The organism is Ruegeria sp. CH2 (assembly GCF_056537065.1).
The window spans coordinates 1-16,903 of the sequence record NZ_JBQFQV010000015.1 but is presented as its reverse complement, the minus strand read 5'-3'; the positions used below and the strand labels follow the sequence as shown (position 1 = coordinate 16,903).

Annotated in this window: 15 protein-coding genes; 10 read left to right on the top strand and 5 right to left on the bottom strand. The window is 60.0% G+C overall.

The window, feature by feature from the left end; genetic code table 11:
• The first annotated feature begins 30 nt into the window (after nucleotides 1-30).
• Genes ACR0M9_RS17310 through ACR0M9_RS17295 form a run of 4 tightly spaced genes read left to right on the top strand, consistent with a single transcriptional unit; the run spans nucleotide 31 to nucleotide 4,945 of the window.
• Nucleotides 31-915 (top strand): encapsulin, encoded by an 885-nt coding sequence (locus ACR0M9_RS17310; RefSeq protein WP_480507872.1) that lies wholly within the window; start codon nucleotides 31-33, stop codon nucleotides 913-915.
• Between the two features lie 14 nt (nucleotides 916-929).
• On the top strand, nucleotides 930-1,754 hold the full coding sequence (locus tag ACR0M9_RS17305) for a DUF3237 domain-containing protein (RefSeq protein WP_480507870.1): 825 nt from the start codon (nucleotides 930-932) through the stop codon (nucleotides 1,752-1,754).
• Nucleotides 1,747-3,870: a hydroxysqualene dehydroxylase gene (locus ACR0M9_RS17300; protein ID WP_480774206.1), complete on the top strand. Its 2,124-nt coding sequence runs from the start codon at nucleotides 1,747-1,749 to the stop codon at nucleotides 3,868-3,870. The genes ACR0M9_RS17305 and ACR0M9_RS17300 overlap by 8 nt, the downstream gene beginning before the upstream one ends.
• A 4-nt stretch (nucleotides 3,871-3,874) precedes the next feature.
• Complete coding sequence (locus ACR0M9_RS17295; protein WP_480774205.1) at nucleotides 3,875-4,945, top strand: polyprenyl synthetase family protein; 1,071 nt, start codon at nucleotides 3,875-3,877, stop codon at nucleotides 4,943-4,945.
• Here ACR0M9_RS17295 and ACR0M9_RS17290 read toward each other — a convergent pair.
• The 4 genes from ACR0M9_RS17290 to ACR0M9_RS17275 form a co-directional block, all read right to left on the bottom strand.
• Nucleotides 4,936-5,406 carry a hypothetical protein gene (locus ACR0M9_RS17290; RefSeq protein WP_480774204.1) on the bottom strand — a complete coding sequence of 157 codons (471 nt, stop codon included), beginning with the start codon at nucleotides 5,404-5,406 and terminating at the stop codon, nucleotides 4,936-4,938. The genes ACR0M9_RS17295 and ACR0M9_RS17290 overlap by 10 nt on opposite strands.
• A gap of 75 nt (nucleotides 5,407-5,481) precedes the next feature.
• Nucleotides 5,482-6,261 (bottom strand): carnitinyl-CoA dehydratase, encoded by a 780-nt coding sequence (locus ACR0M9_RS17285; RefSeq protein ID WP_209597100.1) that lies wholly within the window; start codon nucleotides 6,259-6,261, stop codon nucleotides 5,482-5,484.
• Between the two features lie 3 nt (nucleotides 6,262-6,264).
• A complete protein-coding gene (locus ACR0M9_RS17280) occupies nucleotides 6,265-8,280 on the bottom strand; it encodes an acetate--CoA ligase family protein (protein WP_480774203.1) in 2,016 nt (671 codons plus the stop codon).
• A 2-nt stretch (nucleotides 8,281-8,282) separates the two neighbouring features.
• A complete protein-coding gene (locus ACR0M9_RS17275; RefSeq protein ID WP_209507018.1) occupies nucleotides 8,283-9,443 on the bottom strand; it encodes an acyl-CoA dehydrogenase family protein in 1,161 nt (386 codons plus the stop codon).
• Between the two features lie 80 nt (nucleotides 9,444-9,523).
• On the opposite strand from ACR0M9_RS17275, the gene ACR0M9_RS17270 reads away from it, so the two are divergent.
• Nucleotides 9,524-10,471 carry a GlxA family transcriptional regulator gene (locus ACR0M9_RS17270; RefSeq protein ID WP_480774202.1) on the top strand — a complete coding sequence of 316 codons (948 nt, stop codon included), beginning with the start codon at nucleotides 9,524-9,526 and terminating at the stop codon, nucleotides 10,469-10,471.
• A 67-nt stretch (nucleotides 10,472-10,538) separates the two neighbouring features.
• On the opposite strand, the gene ACR0M9_RS17265 is transcribed toward ACR0M9_RS17270, so the two are convergent.
• Entirely contained in the window at nucleotides 10,539-11,141 is a 603-nt protein-coding gene (locus ACR0M9_RS17265) for a helix-turn-helix domain-containing protein (protein WP_480588523.1), read from the bottom strand.
• A 146-nt stretch (nucleotides 11,142-11,287) separates the two neighbouring features.
• On the opposite strand from ACR0M9_RS17265, the gene glyA reads away from it, so the two are divergent.
• From glyA to ACR0M9_RS17240, 5 genes are all read left to right on the top strand, one after another.
• Nucleotides 11,288-12,541: a serine hydroxymethyltransferase gene (gene glyA, locus ACR0M9_RS17260; RefSeq protein ID WP_480484282.1), complete on the top strand. Its 1,254-nt coding sequence runs from the start codon at nucleotides 11,288-11,290 to the stop codon at nucleotides 12,539-12,541.
• A gap of 11 nt (nucleotides 12,542-12,552) precedes the next feature.
• A complete protein-coding gene (gene lpdA / locus ACR0M9_RS17255; RefSeq protein WP_480539725.1) occupies nucleotides 12,553-13,935 on the top strand; it encodes a dihydrolipoyl dehydrogenase in 1,383 nt (460 codons plus the stop codon).
• Nucleotides 13,936-13,949: 14 nt separating this feature from the next.
• On the top strand, nucleotides 13,950-14,894 hold the full coding sequence (gene lipA / locus ACR0M9_RS17250) for a lipoyl synthase (protein ID WP_480488769.1): 945 nt from the start codon (nucleotides 13,950-13,952) through the stop codon (nucleotides 14,892-14,894).
• A gap of 25 nt (nucleotides 14,895-14,919) precedes the next feature.
• Entirely contained in the window at nucleotides 14,920-16,293 is a 1,374-nt protein-coding gene (locus ACR0M9_RS17245; RefSeq protein ID WP_480488771.1) for an alanine/glycine:cation symporter family protein, read from the top strand.
• A gap of 80 nt (nucleotides 16,294-16,373) precedes the next feature.
• Complete coding sequence (locus ACR0M9_RS17240) at nucleotides 16,374-16,796, top strand: universal stress protein (protein ID WP_480539726.1); 423 nt, start codon at nucleotides 16,374-16,376, stop codon at nucleotides 16,794-16,796.
• Nucleotides 16,797-16,903 lie beyond the last annotated feature (107 nt).

The window sequence follows — 16,903 nt, the reverse complement described above, 5'->3', positions numbered from 1 at the left end:
ACAGGGCAGCATCACCAAGAGGGATTTACAATGACCGACGCATTGGATTGGAACACCGAACAGTGGAATGCCGTTAACAAGGCCGTCCATGATGAAGCGCTGCGTGCGCGGGTGGCTGCGAGTTTTCTGCCGCTTTATGGGCCGCTGCCGGCGGACACGCAATCTATTCCCCTGAACAAGCTGGGTCTGGTCGACAACGCATCAGGCGCGGCCAAGCGTCTGGAAGTGAATGATTATGACACCCTGCGGCTGACGACGGTTTCCGTCAACGTCTACCTGAAAGGCGCGCAGGTGGCTGATCCGGAACTGGCCGCGGCCATGATCATGTTCCGCCGGGCCGCCGCCGTCGTGGCCAAGGTCGAGGATGACATCGTTTTCAACGGCCAGCCAGGCAGCAGCGAAGCGCCCAAACATGCCGGTGGCGCACCTGCGGATCTACCGCCGATCTATACCGTCAGCGGTGGCGGCAAATATCCGGGGCTGCTGGAGGCTGGCGAAGGTCAATCCATATCGATCAACGGGAAGAAAAAGCCCTGTTCCGGCCCCGAGGTTTTCGAGGCCGTGGTCGCGGGCATCAACAAGCTGGAAGCGCATGGATACCTTGGGCCTTTTGCCTGTGTGATGGGCAATGGGCTGTTTCAGGCCGTGACCACGCCGATCGAAAACTCGATGGTGCTGCCGCGTGACAGTATTCTTCCGTTCCTTGACGGCCCGCTGCTGCGATCGGGCACCCTGCCCGCAAACAAGGCAGCACTTGTATCGCTGCAAGGTGCGCCGGTCGAGATTGTCGTGCCTTCGGATATCGCGGTGAAGTATCTGCAAACCTCGTCTGACGGTGAGCACATCTTCCGCGTGCAGCAGAAGTTCCACCTGAGGATCAAGGAAGCACAGGCGATCTGCACCATTACGTGCTGACCGGAGATCTGGTCATGGGGGAGTTTACAGACCGGGGCGTGACATTGCGTTGGTCGGAGCTGATCAACGAAAATGGGCTTAATCGGGTGCTGATCGAAGCCGGACCCGCTGTGTCTTCGCATGACGTGGTCCGCGTGATCTGTTCCGAAGATGGCGGCCCCGAACGCGCCATTCGCGGCTGGCCCTTGCAATGCGACCCGATGACGGGGTTTCAGCAGTTTGCAGCCATGCTGCCATCTGTGACCCAGGAAAAGACATTGACCTGGCGACCGGTGCTGACGACCGGTGGTCGCGAATATGATCCCGGCCCCGGAAAGGCCCCCGAGCCTGCGCCGCCAAGCCCGGCAAAGCCTGTCACGCAAATGCCCGCGCTTGAACACGTTGGCAGGTTTGTGGTGCCGTTCACCGACGAGTTCTATCCGTCGGGGGAAACACCGGACGGCATCTGGCTGCATTTCGGGATCAAAGAGGGCGGAACGGTTGAAGGGCCTCATCTGAAGGGGACGATCGATCCGCTGGGGGGCGACTGGATGCGCGTGCGATCCGACGGAGTTGGGCTTTTGCACGCCCGAGCGCTTATCCAACCCGTTGAAGGGGGTGCGCCGATCCTGTTTGAAGATACCGGCGTGTGTGATTTTGGCCCGGATGGGTATGCCGGGCTGGCGAAGGGCACTCTGCCCGCCTCGGCCCCGGTCCGGCTGGCACCGCGATACCTGACGTCAAACCCGAATTATGCCTGGATGAACAGGTTGCAGGGGTTCGGCATCGGCGAAGCCAGCCTGTCCGATATCACCCTGCGCTTTGACGTCTATTCCGCGAAAGGAACATCCGATGGCTGAAAAGGTTGTCATACTGGGCGGTGGCGTGGCCGGAATGAGCGCCGCGCATGAGCTGATCGAGCGCGGGTACGAGGTCGAGATTCACGAGCGCCAGCTGATCCCCGGCGGTAAGGCACGCAGCATCCCCGTGATGAAGGGCGAAGGCGATCACGGGTCTAAGGCGAAACACATCAAGGCGCTTGAACAATGGGCCGAGATGGACGGTGCCAGTTATCCTCCCGGTGTGAAACGCCCCTGGCTGCCCGGCGAGCATGGGTTCCGGTTCTTTCCGAATTTCTACCGCCATATCACCGATACGATGGCGCGCACGCCCTATTACGGCAAAGGCACCTGTTACGATAATCTGGTGTCCACCACTCAGGTTCTGGTCAGCCAGTTCGACGACCCAGGCATCATTGTTCCCGAAAGGTTTCCCCGCACGCTGAAAGACGTGGCCGACGTGCTCAAGACGGTTGCATTCACGCTCTCGCCCCGGGACCAGATCGCCTATGAGGATGTCGAACATTTCATCGCCTGCATGTGGCGCATCGCGACATCCTGCAAGGAACGCCGGTTCGATGAATATGAGCGCATCGGGTGGTGGGATTTCATCGGTGCCGAACAACGCTCGGAAGCGTATCAGAAGTTTCTGGCCATTGGCCTGACCCGTTCGCTGGTGGCCGCGAAGGCGACAACTGCCAGTACAAAGACCGTGGGCGACATTGCGGTTCAGCTTCAGCTGGGTATCGCGACGCCCGAGCCGCATGGCAACCGGCTGTTGAACGGTCCCACCAACCTTGTCTGGATACAGCCGTGGCTGGATTACCTCAAAAGCAAGGGGGTCGTGTACAAGTTCAACTCAAAGGTCACGGGCATCGACTGCGAGGATGGCCGCATCGTCAGCGCGACGGTTGAACAGGATGGCGAAGAAAAGCAGGTCACCGGGGACTGGTTCATCAGTGCGATGCCGATCGAACGGATCGCTCCGCTGATCACCCCTGCGATGACGGCAATCGACCCGTCTCTGGCCAAGCTGCCCCTGCTGGCCGAAGATGTGCAATGGATGAACGGAATTCAGTTCTATCTGACAAAGGATGTTGAACTGACGCACGGCCATGTCATTTTCATTGACAGCCCATGGGCCCTGACCGCGGTTTCGCAAAAACAGTTCTGGTCGGCCATCAACTTTGAAAACTGGGCAGAAGGCAAGACCAAGGGTTTGCTTTCAATAGATATTTCGGAATGGGACAAGCCGGGCCTGAACGGAAAAACCGCGCGTGATTGCAGCCGCGAGGAGATTGCGCAAGAGGTTTGGGAACAGCTCAAGCGGAGCGTCAACGTGGATGGCCAGACCGTCCTGCGCGACGAGGACATGCATTACTGGTTCCTTGATCCGGATATTGTGCAGGATCCCAACGACCCCAAGCGCCAAACCAATGTGGAGCCGCTGTTGGTCAATCGCATCAACAGCTGGCGGTTGCGCCCTGAGGCGGCCACATTAATCCCGAACTTCATGCTGGCGTCGGATTATGTGCGCACCTACACCGATCTTGCCACCATGGAAGGGGCGAACGAAGCGGCGCGCCGGGCGGTCAATGCCATCCTGCAACGCGGTGGATCAAAAGCTGAGCCCTGCCAGATCTGGGACCTGCACGAGCCGGATATCCTGAAACCGCTGCGCGCCTATGATTTTGCCCGTTATCAGGCCGGCCTGCCCTGGGACAACCGGTTTGCGGTTGCGGTCGAAGCCGCGCTGAGGATGGGACAGGATTCCGTGGGTGTTGAGCGTGGCGGCGAAGGGCCGCTTGCCGTCATTGCGAAACCGGCTACGGAATATTCAAAACCCGGCGGGATTACCGAAGACCCTGCGATTGCGGACGCGTTGCGCATGATCTGCCCTCCGAAAGAGCTGTTTGACCTGATGGTGGCCTACGAGCCGACCGCTGATCTTCCGATCCCCGGAGAGGAGATTGCAGAGGATGTTGCCTTTGATCTGGGCCGGGACAGCGGCCAGACGGGGGTGTTGTCCAAAGCCTTGCCGCTGACGGATTCACCTTTTTCCGCAACCGGACCAAACCTTGCCGAGACGGGCAGGAACGAGACCAAAACCCGTGTGATCATCACCCAGAAGGGATGACCCTGTGGCCACTGGCACAGCACATCTGGATCCTGCGGTACAGCAGGATTTTCTGAAAACGCTGACCTCATACGGGGATCGGGCCCGTGAGACGCTTTTGCAACTGCTGCCGACGGGCGAGCCGCAGGCCTATCTGTACGGGCCGATGCGGGATTACATCGAAACCTCGGGCAAGGGGTTGCGGCCCGCGCTGTTGCTGGCCACCTGCGAGGCTTTCGGTGGTGACAGCGAGACCGCGCGAGTGTCAGCCGCCGTTCTTGAACTGCTGCATAACGCGTTTCTGATCCATGACGATATCGAGGATCAAAGCGATTTCAGGCGCGGGCGCGAATGTATGCATAAGCGTCTTGGGGTCCCTTTGGCGATCAATACCGGTGACGGGATGCAATCGCTGGCCCTGCGCCTGTTGCGCCAGAACCTTGGGCCGCTGGGCCCTGAAACCGGCATGCGCGTGTTGGACGAGTTCGATCATCTGTTGCAGCAGTCCATTGAAGGTCAGGCGCTGGAGCTTGGCTGGATACGGGACAACCGGCTAAACGTGGATGCATCGGATTATCTGACGATGTGTCTGAAAAAGACCTGCTGGTACAGCTTCATTCACCCCATGCGCATCGGGGCGCTGATAGCCCGGCCACATGATGTGGCGTCTGGCGCGTTGAACCTGGACGATTTCAACGCGTTTGGGTTTTTTCTGGGGGCCGCGTTTCAGATACAGGATGATGTTCTGAACCTCGTCGGCTCGCAGGACAAATATGGCAAAGAGATCGGCGGGGACATTTACGAAGGCAAACGCACGCTGATGCTGGGGCGGCTTAGCTTGCAGGCGGACGAGCCCGAAAAAGCGCGCCTGTCGGAGATGTTGTCAAACCCGCGCGACAGCCGCTCGACGCAGGATGTCAGCTGGGTTCTGGATCGCATGGATCACTATGGCTGCATCAGATATGCACAGGACGCGGCCAATGACTTGCTGGCCTCGGCCCGTCAGGAGTTTGCGCAGGTTTTTGCAGCCACTGAAGAGGTGCCGCGCGCGTTTCTGGGCCATTTCATGGACTATCTCGTAACCCGTCAGGTTTGAGCGCCCGCCACCTCATACATCACGACGATCGAGGTTTGCACTGTGCCCGTGCAGGCAATCCGACCGTGATATTCGCCGGGATCGGCGAGGTCCGGCACGGTTACAATGACGGCAACATCTGTTGACTCGCCGGGGTTTAGCTGGATTTGCGGGGGGACAACACTGACCCGGTTTGCCGGAAGAGTGTCGCCGTTCCGGTTGATCAGGTCGCCCGGTTCGAACTGTAGTGCGACAGGCCCGCCACCACTTGGCGCATCAAAGGACAGCAATATGGTTGCGGTGCCGCCGGGGTGGCAGGTTTTGCGGCACGCAAATGGCCCTTCAAGCGGCTGTTGCGCGCCCCGTTCAGCCCCAAGCACGCGGCGGGCAATGTCCGAGATCGGTTGCGCATCCGGCTGCGGCGCGATCGGGCTGACCGGAAGTGGCGTGCTAACGTATGGTTTTCGTTCGAAATAAGGCATGCCTAACTGTGCACCTGTGGCGCGGATCAGTAAATGGGAAATTTGCCGGATCCGCGCGACAAACACACCGCGTTATTATTTGCCTTTCCAGACCGGATCACGTTTTTCGGCAAATGCACGCGCGCCTTCAAGCTGGTCCTCACTGGAATAGAGGACATCCACGCTGCGCAGTTGCCGTTTGGTGATGCGGTTCATGGCGTCCTGAAACTTGGCGTCTTCGGCATCGCGCACGATCTCCTTGATGGCCGCGTAGACCAGCGGCGGCCCTGACGCCAGCAGTCGGGCGAGGTCCCACGCGCGGTCCATCAGCTGATCAGCGGCGACGATCTCGTTCACCAGACCCCAGCGGTTGGCTTCTTCGGCATCAAACCAGCGGCCTGTCAGAAGCAGCTCCATCGCGATGTGATAGGGGATGCGCTTGGGCAGTTTGACGCTGGCGGCATCCGCAACGGTGCCCGAGCGGATTTCCGGCAAGGCAAAAGTGGCGTGGTCAGCGGCAAGGATCATGTCTGCGGACAAGGCCAGCTCTAGCCCGCCGCCGCAGGCGATACCGTTGACGGCGGCAATCACGGGTTTGTTCAGGTCGCGCAGCTCTTGCAGGCCTCCGAACCCGCCGACGCCGTAATCTCCGTCCACCGCGTCGCCGTCGGCGGCAGCTTTCAGATCCCAGCCGGGGCAAAAGAATTTTTCGCCCGCGCCGGTCAGGATGGCCACGCGCAGGTCCGGGTCGTCGCGGAATTCAGCAAAGACCTCGCCCATTCTGCGGCTGGTGATCAGATCAATCGCGTTTGCCTTGGGGCGGTCCAGCGTAACCTCGAGGATCGAGCCATCGCGGCGGGTTTTGATCGGGTCCATATCTCAGGCCTTTCTTATCAGGGCGTCCACGGCAACGGCCTTGTTCGGCGTGCACAGGAGCGGGTTAATCTCGACCTCGCCAAGCGTGTCGGCATTTTGCATGACATAGGTCTGAACGGCCTCGACCGCGGCAACAACCGCATCCATATCAGCCGCCGGTTGACCGCGATAGCCCGCCAGCAGCGGGGCGATCTTCAATTGGCTAAGGGCGGAGCGGATGTCTTCGGGCGGGCTGGGCACCAGCACGGATACCGTATCGCGCAGCAGTTCGGTCAGCACGCCCCCTGCCCCAAGGGTCAGAACAAACCCATGGGCGGGATCACGCACCACGCCAATCAGAAGTTCGGCAACGGGTCCGGTGACCATCTCCTCGATCAGGATGTCTTCGGTGCCGATATCTGCCGCGACAGCCGCGACGTCCTGGGCCCGGATGCCCAGCCGAACGGCGCTGTGTTCGGATTTATGCGCAAGCCCGACACCTTTGACGGCAAAGGGGCCTTCCATCTGGTCCGCTGCGGCACGGGCAGCTTCCGCGCCCCGCACCGTCCGGTTCTGCGGGATACGCAGGCCGCATTCCGCCAGCGCCGCCTTCGAGGCGCCTTCGGTCAGGGTTTGGGTTGGTTCCATCATACCCGGTTGCAAAACGGGCGCAGCGGATGGGGCCTTGACCTGCCCTGCGGCGCGGGTCGCAGACAGCGCCTCGCGCAGGCCCATGAAGGGGACAACACCCCCGGCCATCAGCTGTTGTGCGATGTCTTCCGGCAAAAGTTCCGGCAAGGTGGCGACAATCGCAAACCGGGCGCCGGTTTCTGCCCGAACGTTCAGCGCTGCCTGCGTTGCGCAGGCCCAATCGGTGGAGTCGGTGGTCGGGTAGTCGACGATCGAGAATGTCATGTCGATATCGTCACCCGTCATGCCCGACCAGGCCCGCGTCATCGCCTGCTCGTCACGCCAGATATAGGTGTGATAATCCAGCGGGTTGTTCAGCGCGACCATTGGCCCGAGCGCGCCGCGCAGGCGGGTCAGCTTTTCACCGCTCAGCCGTGGAAATTGCAACCCCGTGCCGACGGCCATATCGGCAATCAGGCTCGCCTCGCCCCCCGAACAGCTGATCGAGGAAATGTTGCCCCCCGGCAGCGGCCCGTAGCAATGCAACAGTTTGAGCGTTTCAAGGAAGTCAGGCAGTGCCGAAACGCGCGGAATGCCAAGCCGGTCAAGCAGCGCCTGCGCCCCGGCATCGCTGCCCGCCAGAGATGCGGTATGGGAAACGGTTGCCGCTTGCGCCTGTTCCGATGCGCCGACCTTGAGGGCGACCAGAGGGATGCCTTTTGCGTGGGCCTTGGCGGCCAGCGCCTCCCACTCGCGGATGTTCTTGAAGCCTTCGATATGCAGGCCCACTGCGGTCACGCGCGGGTCATCGATCAGGGCCGAGGCGATTTGCGCCTGACTGGTCTGAGCCATATTTCCGCAGGTGACCATATAGGCAATCGGCAGCCCGCGTTTCTGCATGGTCAGGTTGATCGAGATGTTCGAGCTTTGCGTCAGGATCGCCACGCCCTTGTCGACGGGCACAACCCCGTGCTGATCCGGCCACAGCAATGCCCCGTCCAGCGCGTTGATGAACCCATAGCAGTTCGGGCCCAGAATGGGCATGTCACCGGCCGCTGCGATCAGTTGATCCTGCAAATCCCCGCCGGTGTCGTCCTCGGCCACGGCCTCGGAAAAGCCCGAGGCGAAGCAGACAGCGCCACCCGCACCCATACTGGACAGGACTTGAACCGCTTCAATCGTGGCATGGCGGTTGATGCCGATAAAAACCGCGTCAGGTGCGTTGGGCAGGTCTTCGATCCGGCCATAAACCTTGTGGCCCGCAATGTCCGAAGCTTTAGGGTGGACCGGCCAGATCTGACCGGCATATCCCATGCGTTCGGATTGCAGGATAACCTGTTGGCACCATGCACCGCCGCCAATGACAGCGATGGATTTCGGGCGCAGCAGCCGGGTCAGGTCTTTGGTCATGGTCAGGCGCCCAGCGGACGCAGAAGATCGCGGCTGATGATGTGGCGCTGAATCTCGCTGGTGCCGTCCCAGATCCGTTCGACCCGGGCGTCGCGCCAAAACCGTTCGATCGGGAAATCATCCATCAGGCCCATGCCGCCGAAGATTTGCAGCGTCGTGTCGGTGACCCGCGCCAATGCCTCGGAGGCATAGAGCTTGGCCGAGGCGATCTCGCGGTTTGCGGGCAGGTTCTGATCCAGACGCCAAGCGGCGGCAAGGGTCAGCCAATCGGCGGCGTCAATCTCGGTGATCATGTCAGCAATCTGGAAGCCAACGCCCTGAAACTTGCCGATGGGCTGGCCGAATTGCTTGCGCTCGGCGGCGTAGTTCAGCGCATAGTCAAAGCAGCGCCGCGCACGACCGACCGAGAAGGCCGCAACCGTCAGGCGGGTCGCGTAGAGCCATTCGTTCATCACCGCAAAACCGCCATCGACCTCGCCCAGAACTTGGGCATCGGACAGGCGGCAATTGTCGAAATACAGGATACAGTTTTTATAACCCCTGTGGCTGACGGATCTGTAGCCGTCGCGCACTTCAAAGCCCGGTGTGCCGCGATCCACCAGGAAGGTGGTGATGCGTTTTTTGGGGCCTTTCGGGGTCTCATCCACGCCGGTGGCAACGAAGACAATGAAGAAATCCGCGTGTTCCGCGCCCGAGATGAAATGTTTCGAACCGTTGACGACCCAGTCGCCACCGTCGCGCACCGCCTGACATTTCATGCCGCGCACGTCCGATCCGGCATCCGGTTCGGTCATCGCCAGCGCGTCCATCTTTTCCCCGCGCACTGCGGGCAGCAGATAGCGTTCGCGCTGTTCGTCGTTGCAGGCCATGAGGATGTTTTGCGGGCGGCCAAAGAAATGCGTCAGCGCCATCGACCCACGGCCCAGTTCACGCTCGACCAGTGTAAAATCCAGATGCGACAGGCCCGCGCCGCCCACTTCTTCGGGGAAGTTGCAGGCATAGAACCCCAGATCGATACATTTCTGCTTGATCTCGTTGCCAAGCTCCGGCGGGACCGTTCCGCTGCGTTCGACCGCGTCTTCATGCGGGTAGATTTCTTTTTCTACAAAGCTGCGGACCGTCGAGACGATCATGTCCTGTTCTTCTGTCAGACCAAACTGCATGGCGCGTGTTCCCTGGATCGGTGGTTGACCAACCAAACGCCATCGCTCATGGTCGCGGCATGCAGAGATAGATCATTTTCATGCCGAGTTCGAAAATATTATCGCAGCAATACAATGTCCTGCTGTTCAACGGGTTCTCGAACCATTGCCTTGCGAACATGGTCGAACCGTTGCGGGCGGCGAACACCCTGTCACGGCAGGCATTATATGCATGGCGCTTCTGTTCGCTTGACGGCAACCCTGTTCAAAGCTCCAGCGGCCTTGTCGTCACCCCGAACGGGGCCATCGGCGATCAACAGGGGGATTTTCTTGTTGTCATGCCGTCATATGGATACCTGAAGCTGGATATGCGGCCGACCATACGTGCCGTGCTGGCTGCGGCCAAGCAACACAAGCACCTGGCCGGGCTGGACACGGGAAGCTGGCTGCTTGCCAGTGCCGGATTGCTGGATGACCACAGGGCGACCATTCATTGGGACGAGTTTTCGCGGTTCGAGGAAAGGTTTCCGGCGGTAGAGGCCGTGCAGGAACGGTTTGTCATCGATGGCAACCGGCTGACCTGTTCCGGGGCCATGGCAGCCTTCGATCTGGCTCTGACCTTGATCCGCCGGGATCACGGCCCGCTGCTGGCGATGGAGGTCGAGCACCTGTTCATGAGCCGGAACGGGCGTGGCCATTATGACCTGCCTCTGAAATCCGAGGACACGCTGGTCAATCGCGCGCTGACTGTCATGCAGGCGCATCTTGAAGCACCGCTTTCGGTCCGGAGTGTGGCCCGGAAAATCGGATGTTCGCAAAAACGGCTTGAAACACGTGTTCAGGCGGAACTGAAAACAACTCCGCAAGCGCTGTACCGGCGTCTGCGCCTGAACCGCGCGCGCAATCTGGCCGAGGATACAGAACAATCCATCGCCGAGATCGCGGGGCGCTGTGGATATGAAAACGCCAGCGCCATGACCCGCGCGTTCAAGGCCGAATTCGGTCAAACGCCGACCGCATTTCGGAATGGAAACCTGTCGGGGCGATGAGCCCGGACTGGCGGGAAGCCGTTTGTTGCTTTTCACAACCTGCAATAAAGCATGCGGTTTTCTGATGTCACTCCAGCGAAACCCACAGAATTTTGGCGTCTTCGTCGCTGGTCGAGATACAGCCGTGGCCCATTCCACTGTCGTAATACAGTGAATCCCCCGCCTTCATGGGCAGGGGTCGGTAATGTTCGGAAAGGAAAATCAGCTCGCCGCTGAGTACATACATGAATTCTTCGCCAGAGTGCCGAATCCAGGTGTCGAACTCGGATACATCCCGCGCCTTGATCGTTGCGATATAGGGTAGCATCCGCTTGCTGGTCAGTTCGGAACACAGCAGTTCGTGATGATAGGTGGGCGTGGTCTTGAATTCCCCTTCGCCTTTTGGGGTGAAATCGCGGCGACCCGAGATGCCCGACTGACCCGATTGCAGGAACAGCTGTGGCGTGCTCATGTCGAGCGCCTGCGTCAGGCGCCGCACGATTTCAAAACTGGGCCGTGTCTGGTTGTTTTCGATCTTGGACAGAGTGGACCGACCAATACCCGCAGCACGGCCAGCCTCTTCCAAAGTCCAGCCTTTTGATCGTCGCGCATCGCGAATGGAGCGGCCCAAAGCCTCGCCTTCATCCGGTTCTTCCAACCCGGAAACATCGTTTTGGCTTTCATCGACCATGGATTTCCCCCTGTTTTTCAAAGGCTACAGGTTTTCCCATACATACGCAACTTCTTGAATAAGAGATTTATGTTGCCTTGTTGGATCATTTTCCACTATTGGAAACAAAGTTTCGTACTGAGGATTCGGAACCAGAGGAGGGGATAATGTTCAAAACGTCGCTGAATGAGGCTGACCCGGTAATCGCCGCGTCGATCGCGCGCGAAGGAATACGGCAGGCGGAACAGATCGAATTGATCGCGTCCGAGAACATCGTCTCGAAAGCTGTGATCGAGGCTCAGGGCTCGGTCCTGACCAATAAATACGCCGAAGGTTATCCTGCGCGCCGCTATTATGGCGGGTGCGAATATGTCGACGAGGTCGAAGTCGAGGCCATCGAAAGGCTGAAACAGCTGTTCGGTTGTGAATACGCCAACGTTCAACCCCATTCCGGCGCTCAGGCGAACGGGGCGGTCAAACTGGCGTTGCTGAGCCCCGGTGACACCATCCTGGGCATGTCGCTGGATGCGGGCGGACACCTGACACACGGTGCAAAACCTGCCCAATCCGGCAAGTGGTTCCGGCCGGTACAATACGGTCTGACCCAAGCCGGCCTGATCGATTACGACCAGGTGGCCGAGCTGGCCCGGGCGGAAAAGCCCAAGCTGATCATCGCAGGCGCATCGGCCTATTCCCAGAAGATCGACTTTGTCCGTTTCCGCGAGATCGCAGATGAAGTTGGTGCGTGGTTGCTGGCGGACATGGCGCATATCGCGGGTCTGGTCGCAACTGGCCTGCACCCTTCGCCCATTGGGCACGCGCATATCGTCACCTCAACCACCCACAAGACACTGCGCGGCCCGCGGGGCGGGATCATTCTGACCAATGACGAAGCGCTGGCGAAAAAGATCAACTCTGCCGTATTCCCGGGCTTGCAAGGTGGCCCGCTGATGCATGTGATCGCCGGCAAGGCGGTTGCATTCGGAGAGGCGCTGAAGCCGGAGTTCAAAGAATACATGCAGCGCGTTGTCGACAGTGCATCGGCTTTGGCCAATGTCATGATGGCGCGCGGATGTGACATCGTTTCGGGTGGCACCGAAAACCACCTGATGCTGGTCGATCTGCGCCCGATCGGTGTGACCGGCAAGGATGCCGAGGCCGCGCTGGAACGTGCCGGGTTCACCTGTAACAAGAACAGCGTTCCGGGCGATCCCCAGAAACCCACCATCACCAGCGGTATCCGTCTGGGCACTGCCGCCGGGTGCAGCCGGGGTTTTGGCCCTGAAGAGTTCAAACAGATCGGCCATCTGATCGGCGATGTTCTGGACGCGTTGGCGCAGTCGCCCGAAGGCGACGCGGCCATCGAAAAAGAAACCCGCGAAAAGGTTCGCGCGCTTTGCGCAAGCCACCCGATCTACTGAAAGTGCGCGAAATGAACACCTACGATCTGATTGTCATCGGAGGCGGACCGGGCGGCTATGTTGCCGCGATCCGCGCGGCTCAGCTGGGACTGAAAGTTGCCTGCGTCGAAGGGCGCGGCGCTCTTGGCGGCACCTGTCTGAACGTGGGGTGCATCCCCTCCAAAGCGTTGCTGACCTCCTCGGCCAAATATGCCGAGCTTGCACATCTCTCCTCCCACGGTGTTGCGGTCGAGGGGGCCAGCATCAATGTCGGCGCGATGATGGAGCGCAAGGACAAGATCGTGGGCGACCTGACCAAAGGCATCGCATTCCTGTTCAAGAAGAACGGCGTTGACCTGATCGAAGGTTGGGCCAGCATCCCTTCAGTCGGGCAGATCAAGGTTGGCGCTGACATCTATGAGGCAAAGAACATTCTGATCGCGACCGGGTCGGAACCTACCACGCTACCGGGGATCGAGATTGATGAGCAGGACGTCCTGAGTTCGACCGGCGCGATTGCGATGGAAAGCGTGCCGGATCATCTGGTGGTGGTCGGCGCAGGTGTGATCGGTCTGGAACTTGGTCAGGTCTGGGCGCGTCTGGGCGCGAAAGTCACCGTCGTCGAGTATCTGGACCGTGTGCTGCCCGGCATAGATGGCGAGATTGCAAAACTGGCGCAGCGGGCGCTGGCCAAGCGCGGCCTGAAGTTCCAGCTTGGTCGGGCATTGAAATCCGTCAACAAGACCGCGGCCGGACTGACGCTTGCTCTGGATCGGGTTGGCAAAGACAAGGAAGAGGTGATCGAGGCCGACAAGGTTCTGATCGCCGTCGGACGCCGACCGGTAACGCGCGGGTTGGGGCTGGAAGAACTGGGGATAGCCTGCGACCCGCGCGGCTTTATTCAGGTGGATGACACATTCTGTACCTCTGTTCCCGGTATCTATGCCATTGGCGACTGCGTTCCAGGGCCGATGCTGGCGCACAAAGCCGAAGAGGATGGCGTTGCCTGTGTCGAGATGCTGGCAGACGAAGCGGGGCATGTTGACTACAATACCGTGCCCGGCGTGGTTTACACCGACCCCGAGGTCGCCTCGGTCGGGCTGACCGAAGAAGCCTTGCAAGAAACGGGCATTGAATACGTGGTCGGGAAGTTTGCCTTCATGGCCAATTCGCGGGCGCGTTCGACCGGCGAGACCGACGGGGCCGTCAAGGTGCTGGCCAGTTCCGAAGGCAAGATCCTGGGCGCGCATATTTGCGGTGCGCATGGGGGAGATCTGATTGCCGAGCTGGTTCTGGCCATGGCCAAGGGCATCACGGTCGCCGAGGTCGCAGCCACCTGCCATGCCCACCCGGCGATGGGCGAGGCTGTGAAAGAAGCCTGCCTTGACGCCATGGGCCGGGCAATTCACGCGTAGCGGGGACCAGCCAGATGACCATCCAGCTAAGACCACGTCACCCGGAAAAAGCCAAAAAGGCCGACAGCGTCATTCCGCGCAAACCCAAGTGGATACGCAAGAAAAAAGGCGACAGCTCCGCCTATTACGAAACCCGGCGCCTGATGCGGGATCACAATCTGGCGACGGTCTGCGAAGAGGCGGCCTGCCCCAATATCGGCGAGTGTTGGTCCAAGCGCCACGCAACCATGATGATTATGGGCGAGGTCTGCACACGCGGATGCTCGTTCTGCAACGTATCGACTGGCCGCCCCGACGCGCTGGACGCTTTCGAACCCGGTCGCGTTGCAGCGGCGGTCAGGAAGCTGGGCCTGCGCCATGTCGTCATCACCTCGGTCGATCGCGACGATCTGGCCGATGGCGGGGCCGAGCATATTGCCCAGACCATCCGGGCGGTACGCCACCAAAACCCCGGCACCACGGTCGAAGTTCTGACCCCCGATTTTCTGGGCAAGGGCGACGCCGCCAAGGCAGTCTTTGACGCCGCACCGGACGTGTTCAACCACAATCTGGAAACCGTGCCGCACCTATATCCGACCGTCCGTCCTGGCGCGCGGTATTACACGTCGCTGCGGCTGCTGGATGATGCCAAGCGCGCCAATCCGGAACTATTCACCAAATCCGGCCTGATGGTGGGCCTGGGGGAAACACTCGCGGATGTGCGTCAGGTCATGGATGATCTGCGTGCAGCGCAGGTCGATTTCCTGACCGTTGGCCAATATCTGCAACCAACCCCGAAACACCATCCAATCGACCGGTTCTGGACACCGGAAGAGTTCGCCCAGCTGGAACAGATTGCCCGGTCCAAGGGCTTTTTGCACGTGTCAGCAACCCCGCTGACCCGGTCGTCGTTCCATGCGGACGAAGATTTCGCTGCTCTCAGGCAGGCTCGCCAGCGGGCTATCGCCAAAGGGGCATAAACCAAACGCAAATGGGAGGGAATCCATGGAAGCGTTAAATTCAATCGTAGGGGCCATCAATGGCGTCGTGTGGGGGCCGCTGATGCTGGTTCTCATCCTTGGCGTCGGCTTCTTCCTGCAGGTCGGACTGAAGTTCATGCCGATCCTGCGCATTGGCACGGGCTTCAGCCTGCTGTTCAAAGGCCGTGAAGGTCAGGGCGAAGGGCAGATCAGCCCGTTCAACGCGTTGATGACTTCGCTGTCGGCCACCATCGGTACGGGGAACATCGCCGGTGTTGCCACTGCTGTCTTCCTGGGCGGTCCGGGCGCATTGTTCTGGATGTGGATGACCGCCCTGGTGGGCATGGCCACCAAATATGCCGAGGCTGTCTGCGCGGTGAAATACCGCGAAAAGGACGAGCTGGGCAACTTCGTCGGCGGCCCGATGTACTACATCAAGAACGGTCTGGGCGCGAAATGGGCGTGGCTGGGTGTTGCCTTTGCCCTGTTTGGCGCAGTTGCGGCCTTTGGCATTGGTAACGGTGTGCAGGCCAATGGTGTTGCACAGGTTCTGGAATCGAATTTCGGAGTAAACACCTCGGTCACCGGTGTCGCTCTGATGGTTCTGACCGCCGCTGTTATTCTGGGTGGTATCACCCGTATCGGTGCGGTCGCCGGTAAACTGGTTCCGTTCATGGCGATTGCCTATATCGTTGCCGGACTGCTGGTCCTGATCATCAACATCGGCAACATCGGTCATGCGCTGTCGCTGGTCTTCACCTACGCCTTCACCCCATCAGCCGCCGAAGGTGGTTTCGCAGGTGCAGCCGTCTGGGCCGCCATCCGCTTTGGTGTTGCGCGCGGTGTTTTCTCGAACGAAGCGGGTCTGGGTTCCGCTCCGATCGCGCACGCGGCAGCCGAGACCAAAGGCCCGGTCAATCAGGGCCTGATCGCGATGCTGGGAACGTTCATCGACACTATCATCGTCTGTTCGATTACCGGTCTGGCGATCATCTCGTCAGGTGCTTGGACATCGGGGGAATCCGGTGCGGCGCTGACCTCGCTGGCGTTCGAGACCACTCTGCCGGGTATCGGCGGGTCGATCATCGCCATCGCTCTGTCGATCTTTGCCTTTACCACCATCCTCGGCTGGTCCTTCTATGGCGAGAAATGCGTCGAGTTCCTGCTGGGCGTGAAATCCCTGCTTCCCTACCGCATCCTGTGGATCATCGCGATCTACTTCGGTGCAACCGCGGATCTGGGCTTTGTCTGGCTGCTGGCCGACACGCTGAACGCCATGATGGCCATTCCGAACCTGATCGCCCTGGCCCTGCTGAGCCCGATCGTCTTCAAGCTGACGAAAGAGTTCTTCGCCTCGGGCGGCAAGTCCGAAGAGCCGGGCGGCGCGCCTGCCGAATAAGCTTGGTCTGACTTGAAACCGGGGGGCCATTCCGGCCCCCCGCCTTTGAAACAGAATTCCATATCTCGAGGAGAGACGTGATGGCCACGAAAATCCTGCTGCCCATTGATCACACCGACGACCGTTCGTGGAAAAATGCCCTGCCAGTTGCCTTGGAACAGGCGAAATTCTACGGGGCTGAGCTGCATGCGGTTGCCGTTATCCCCGAGATCATCCAGCTGCCGAACCTGCCCGCCAACTACGGCGCCGGCGCCAAAGATCACGTGCGAAATGCGGTTCAGGCCATTCTGGATCATGGCAACGCATCGGACGTGCCTGTCCATATTGAAGAAGGCAGCGTTTACCGTGAAATCCTCAAGCGCGCCTACAAGGACGGCTTTGACCTGATCGTCATGGCCTCGACCAAGGGTGATTTTCCGAATTATGAAATCGGTCCGAACCTGGCCCGTGTCGTGCGCAACGCGCATTGCACCGTCATGGTTGTTCGCGACCAGTCCCGTTGAGTGAAAGGTTGGATCAATGACCGAGATTAGACGCACGCCGCTTTTTGGGCTTCACGTTGAGTTGGGCGGCAAGATGGTTGATTTTGCCGGGTGGGAGATGCCGGTTC

Bases quoted from the DNA above. Each gene is read 5' to 3' on its own strand.
- ACR0M9_RS17310 (WP_480507872.1), top strand. From the start codon at position 31: ATGACCGACGCATTGGATTGGAACACCGAACAGTGGAATGCCGTTAAC.
- ACR0M9_RS17305 (WP_480507870.1), top strand. From the start codon at position 930: ATGGGGGAGTTTACAGACCGGGGCGTGACATTGCGTTGGTCGGAGCTG.
- ACR0M9_RS17300 (WP_480774206.1), top strand. From the start codon at position 1,747: ATGGCTGAAAAGGTTGTCATACTGGGCGGTGGCGTGGCCGGAATGAGC.
- ACR0M9_RS17290 (WP_480774204.1), bottom strand. From the start codon at position 5,406: ATGCCTTATTTCGAACGAAAACCATACGTTAGCACGCCACTTCCGGTC.
- ACR0M9_RS17285 (WP_209597100.1), bottom strand. From the start codon at position 6,261: ATGGACCCGATCAAAACCCGCCGCGATGGCTCGATCCTCGAGGTTACG.
- ACR0M9_RS17280 (WP_480774203.1), bottom strand. From the start codon at position 8,280: ATGACCAAAGACCTGACCCGGCTGCTGCGCCCGAAATCCATCGCTGTC.
- ACR0M9_RS17275 (WP_209507018.1), bottom strand. From the start codon at position 9,443: ATGCAGTTTGGTCTGACAGAAGAACAGGACATGATCGTCTCGACGGTC.
- ACR0M9_RS17270 (WP_480774202.1), top strand. From the start codon at position 9,524: ATGCCGAGTTCGAAAATATTATCGCAGCAATACAATGTCCTGCTGTTC.
- ACR0M9_RS17265 (WP_480588523.1), bottom strand. From the start codon at position 11,141: ATGGTCGATGAAAGCCAAAACGATGTTTCCGGGTTGGAAGAACCGGAT.
- glyA (WP_480484282.1), top strand. From the start codon at position 11,288: ATGTTCAAAACGTCGCTGAATGAGGCTGACCCGGTAATCGCCGCGTCG.
- lpdA (WP_480539725.1), top strand. From the start codon at position 12,553: ATGAACACCTACGATCTGATTGTCATCGGAGGCGGACCGGGCGGCTAT.
- lipA (WP_480488769.1), top strand. From the start codon at position 13,950: ATGACCATCCAGCTAAGACCACGTCACCCGGAAAAAGCCAAAAAGGCC.
- ACR0M9_RS17245 (WP_480488771.1), top strand. From the start codon at position 14,920: ATGGAAGCGTTAAATTCAATCGTAGGGGCCATCAATGGCGTCGTGTGG.
- ACR0M9_RS17240 (WP_480539726.1), top strand. From the start codon at position 16,374: ATGGCCACGAAAATCCTGCTGCCCATTGATCACACCGACGACCGTTCG.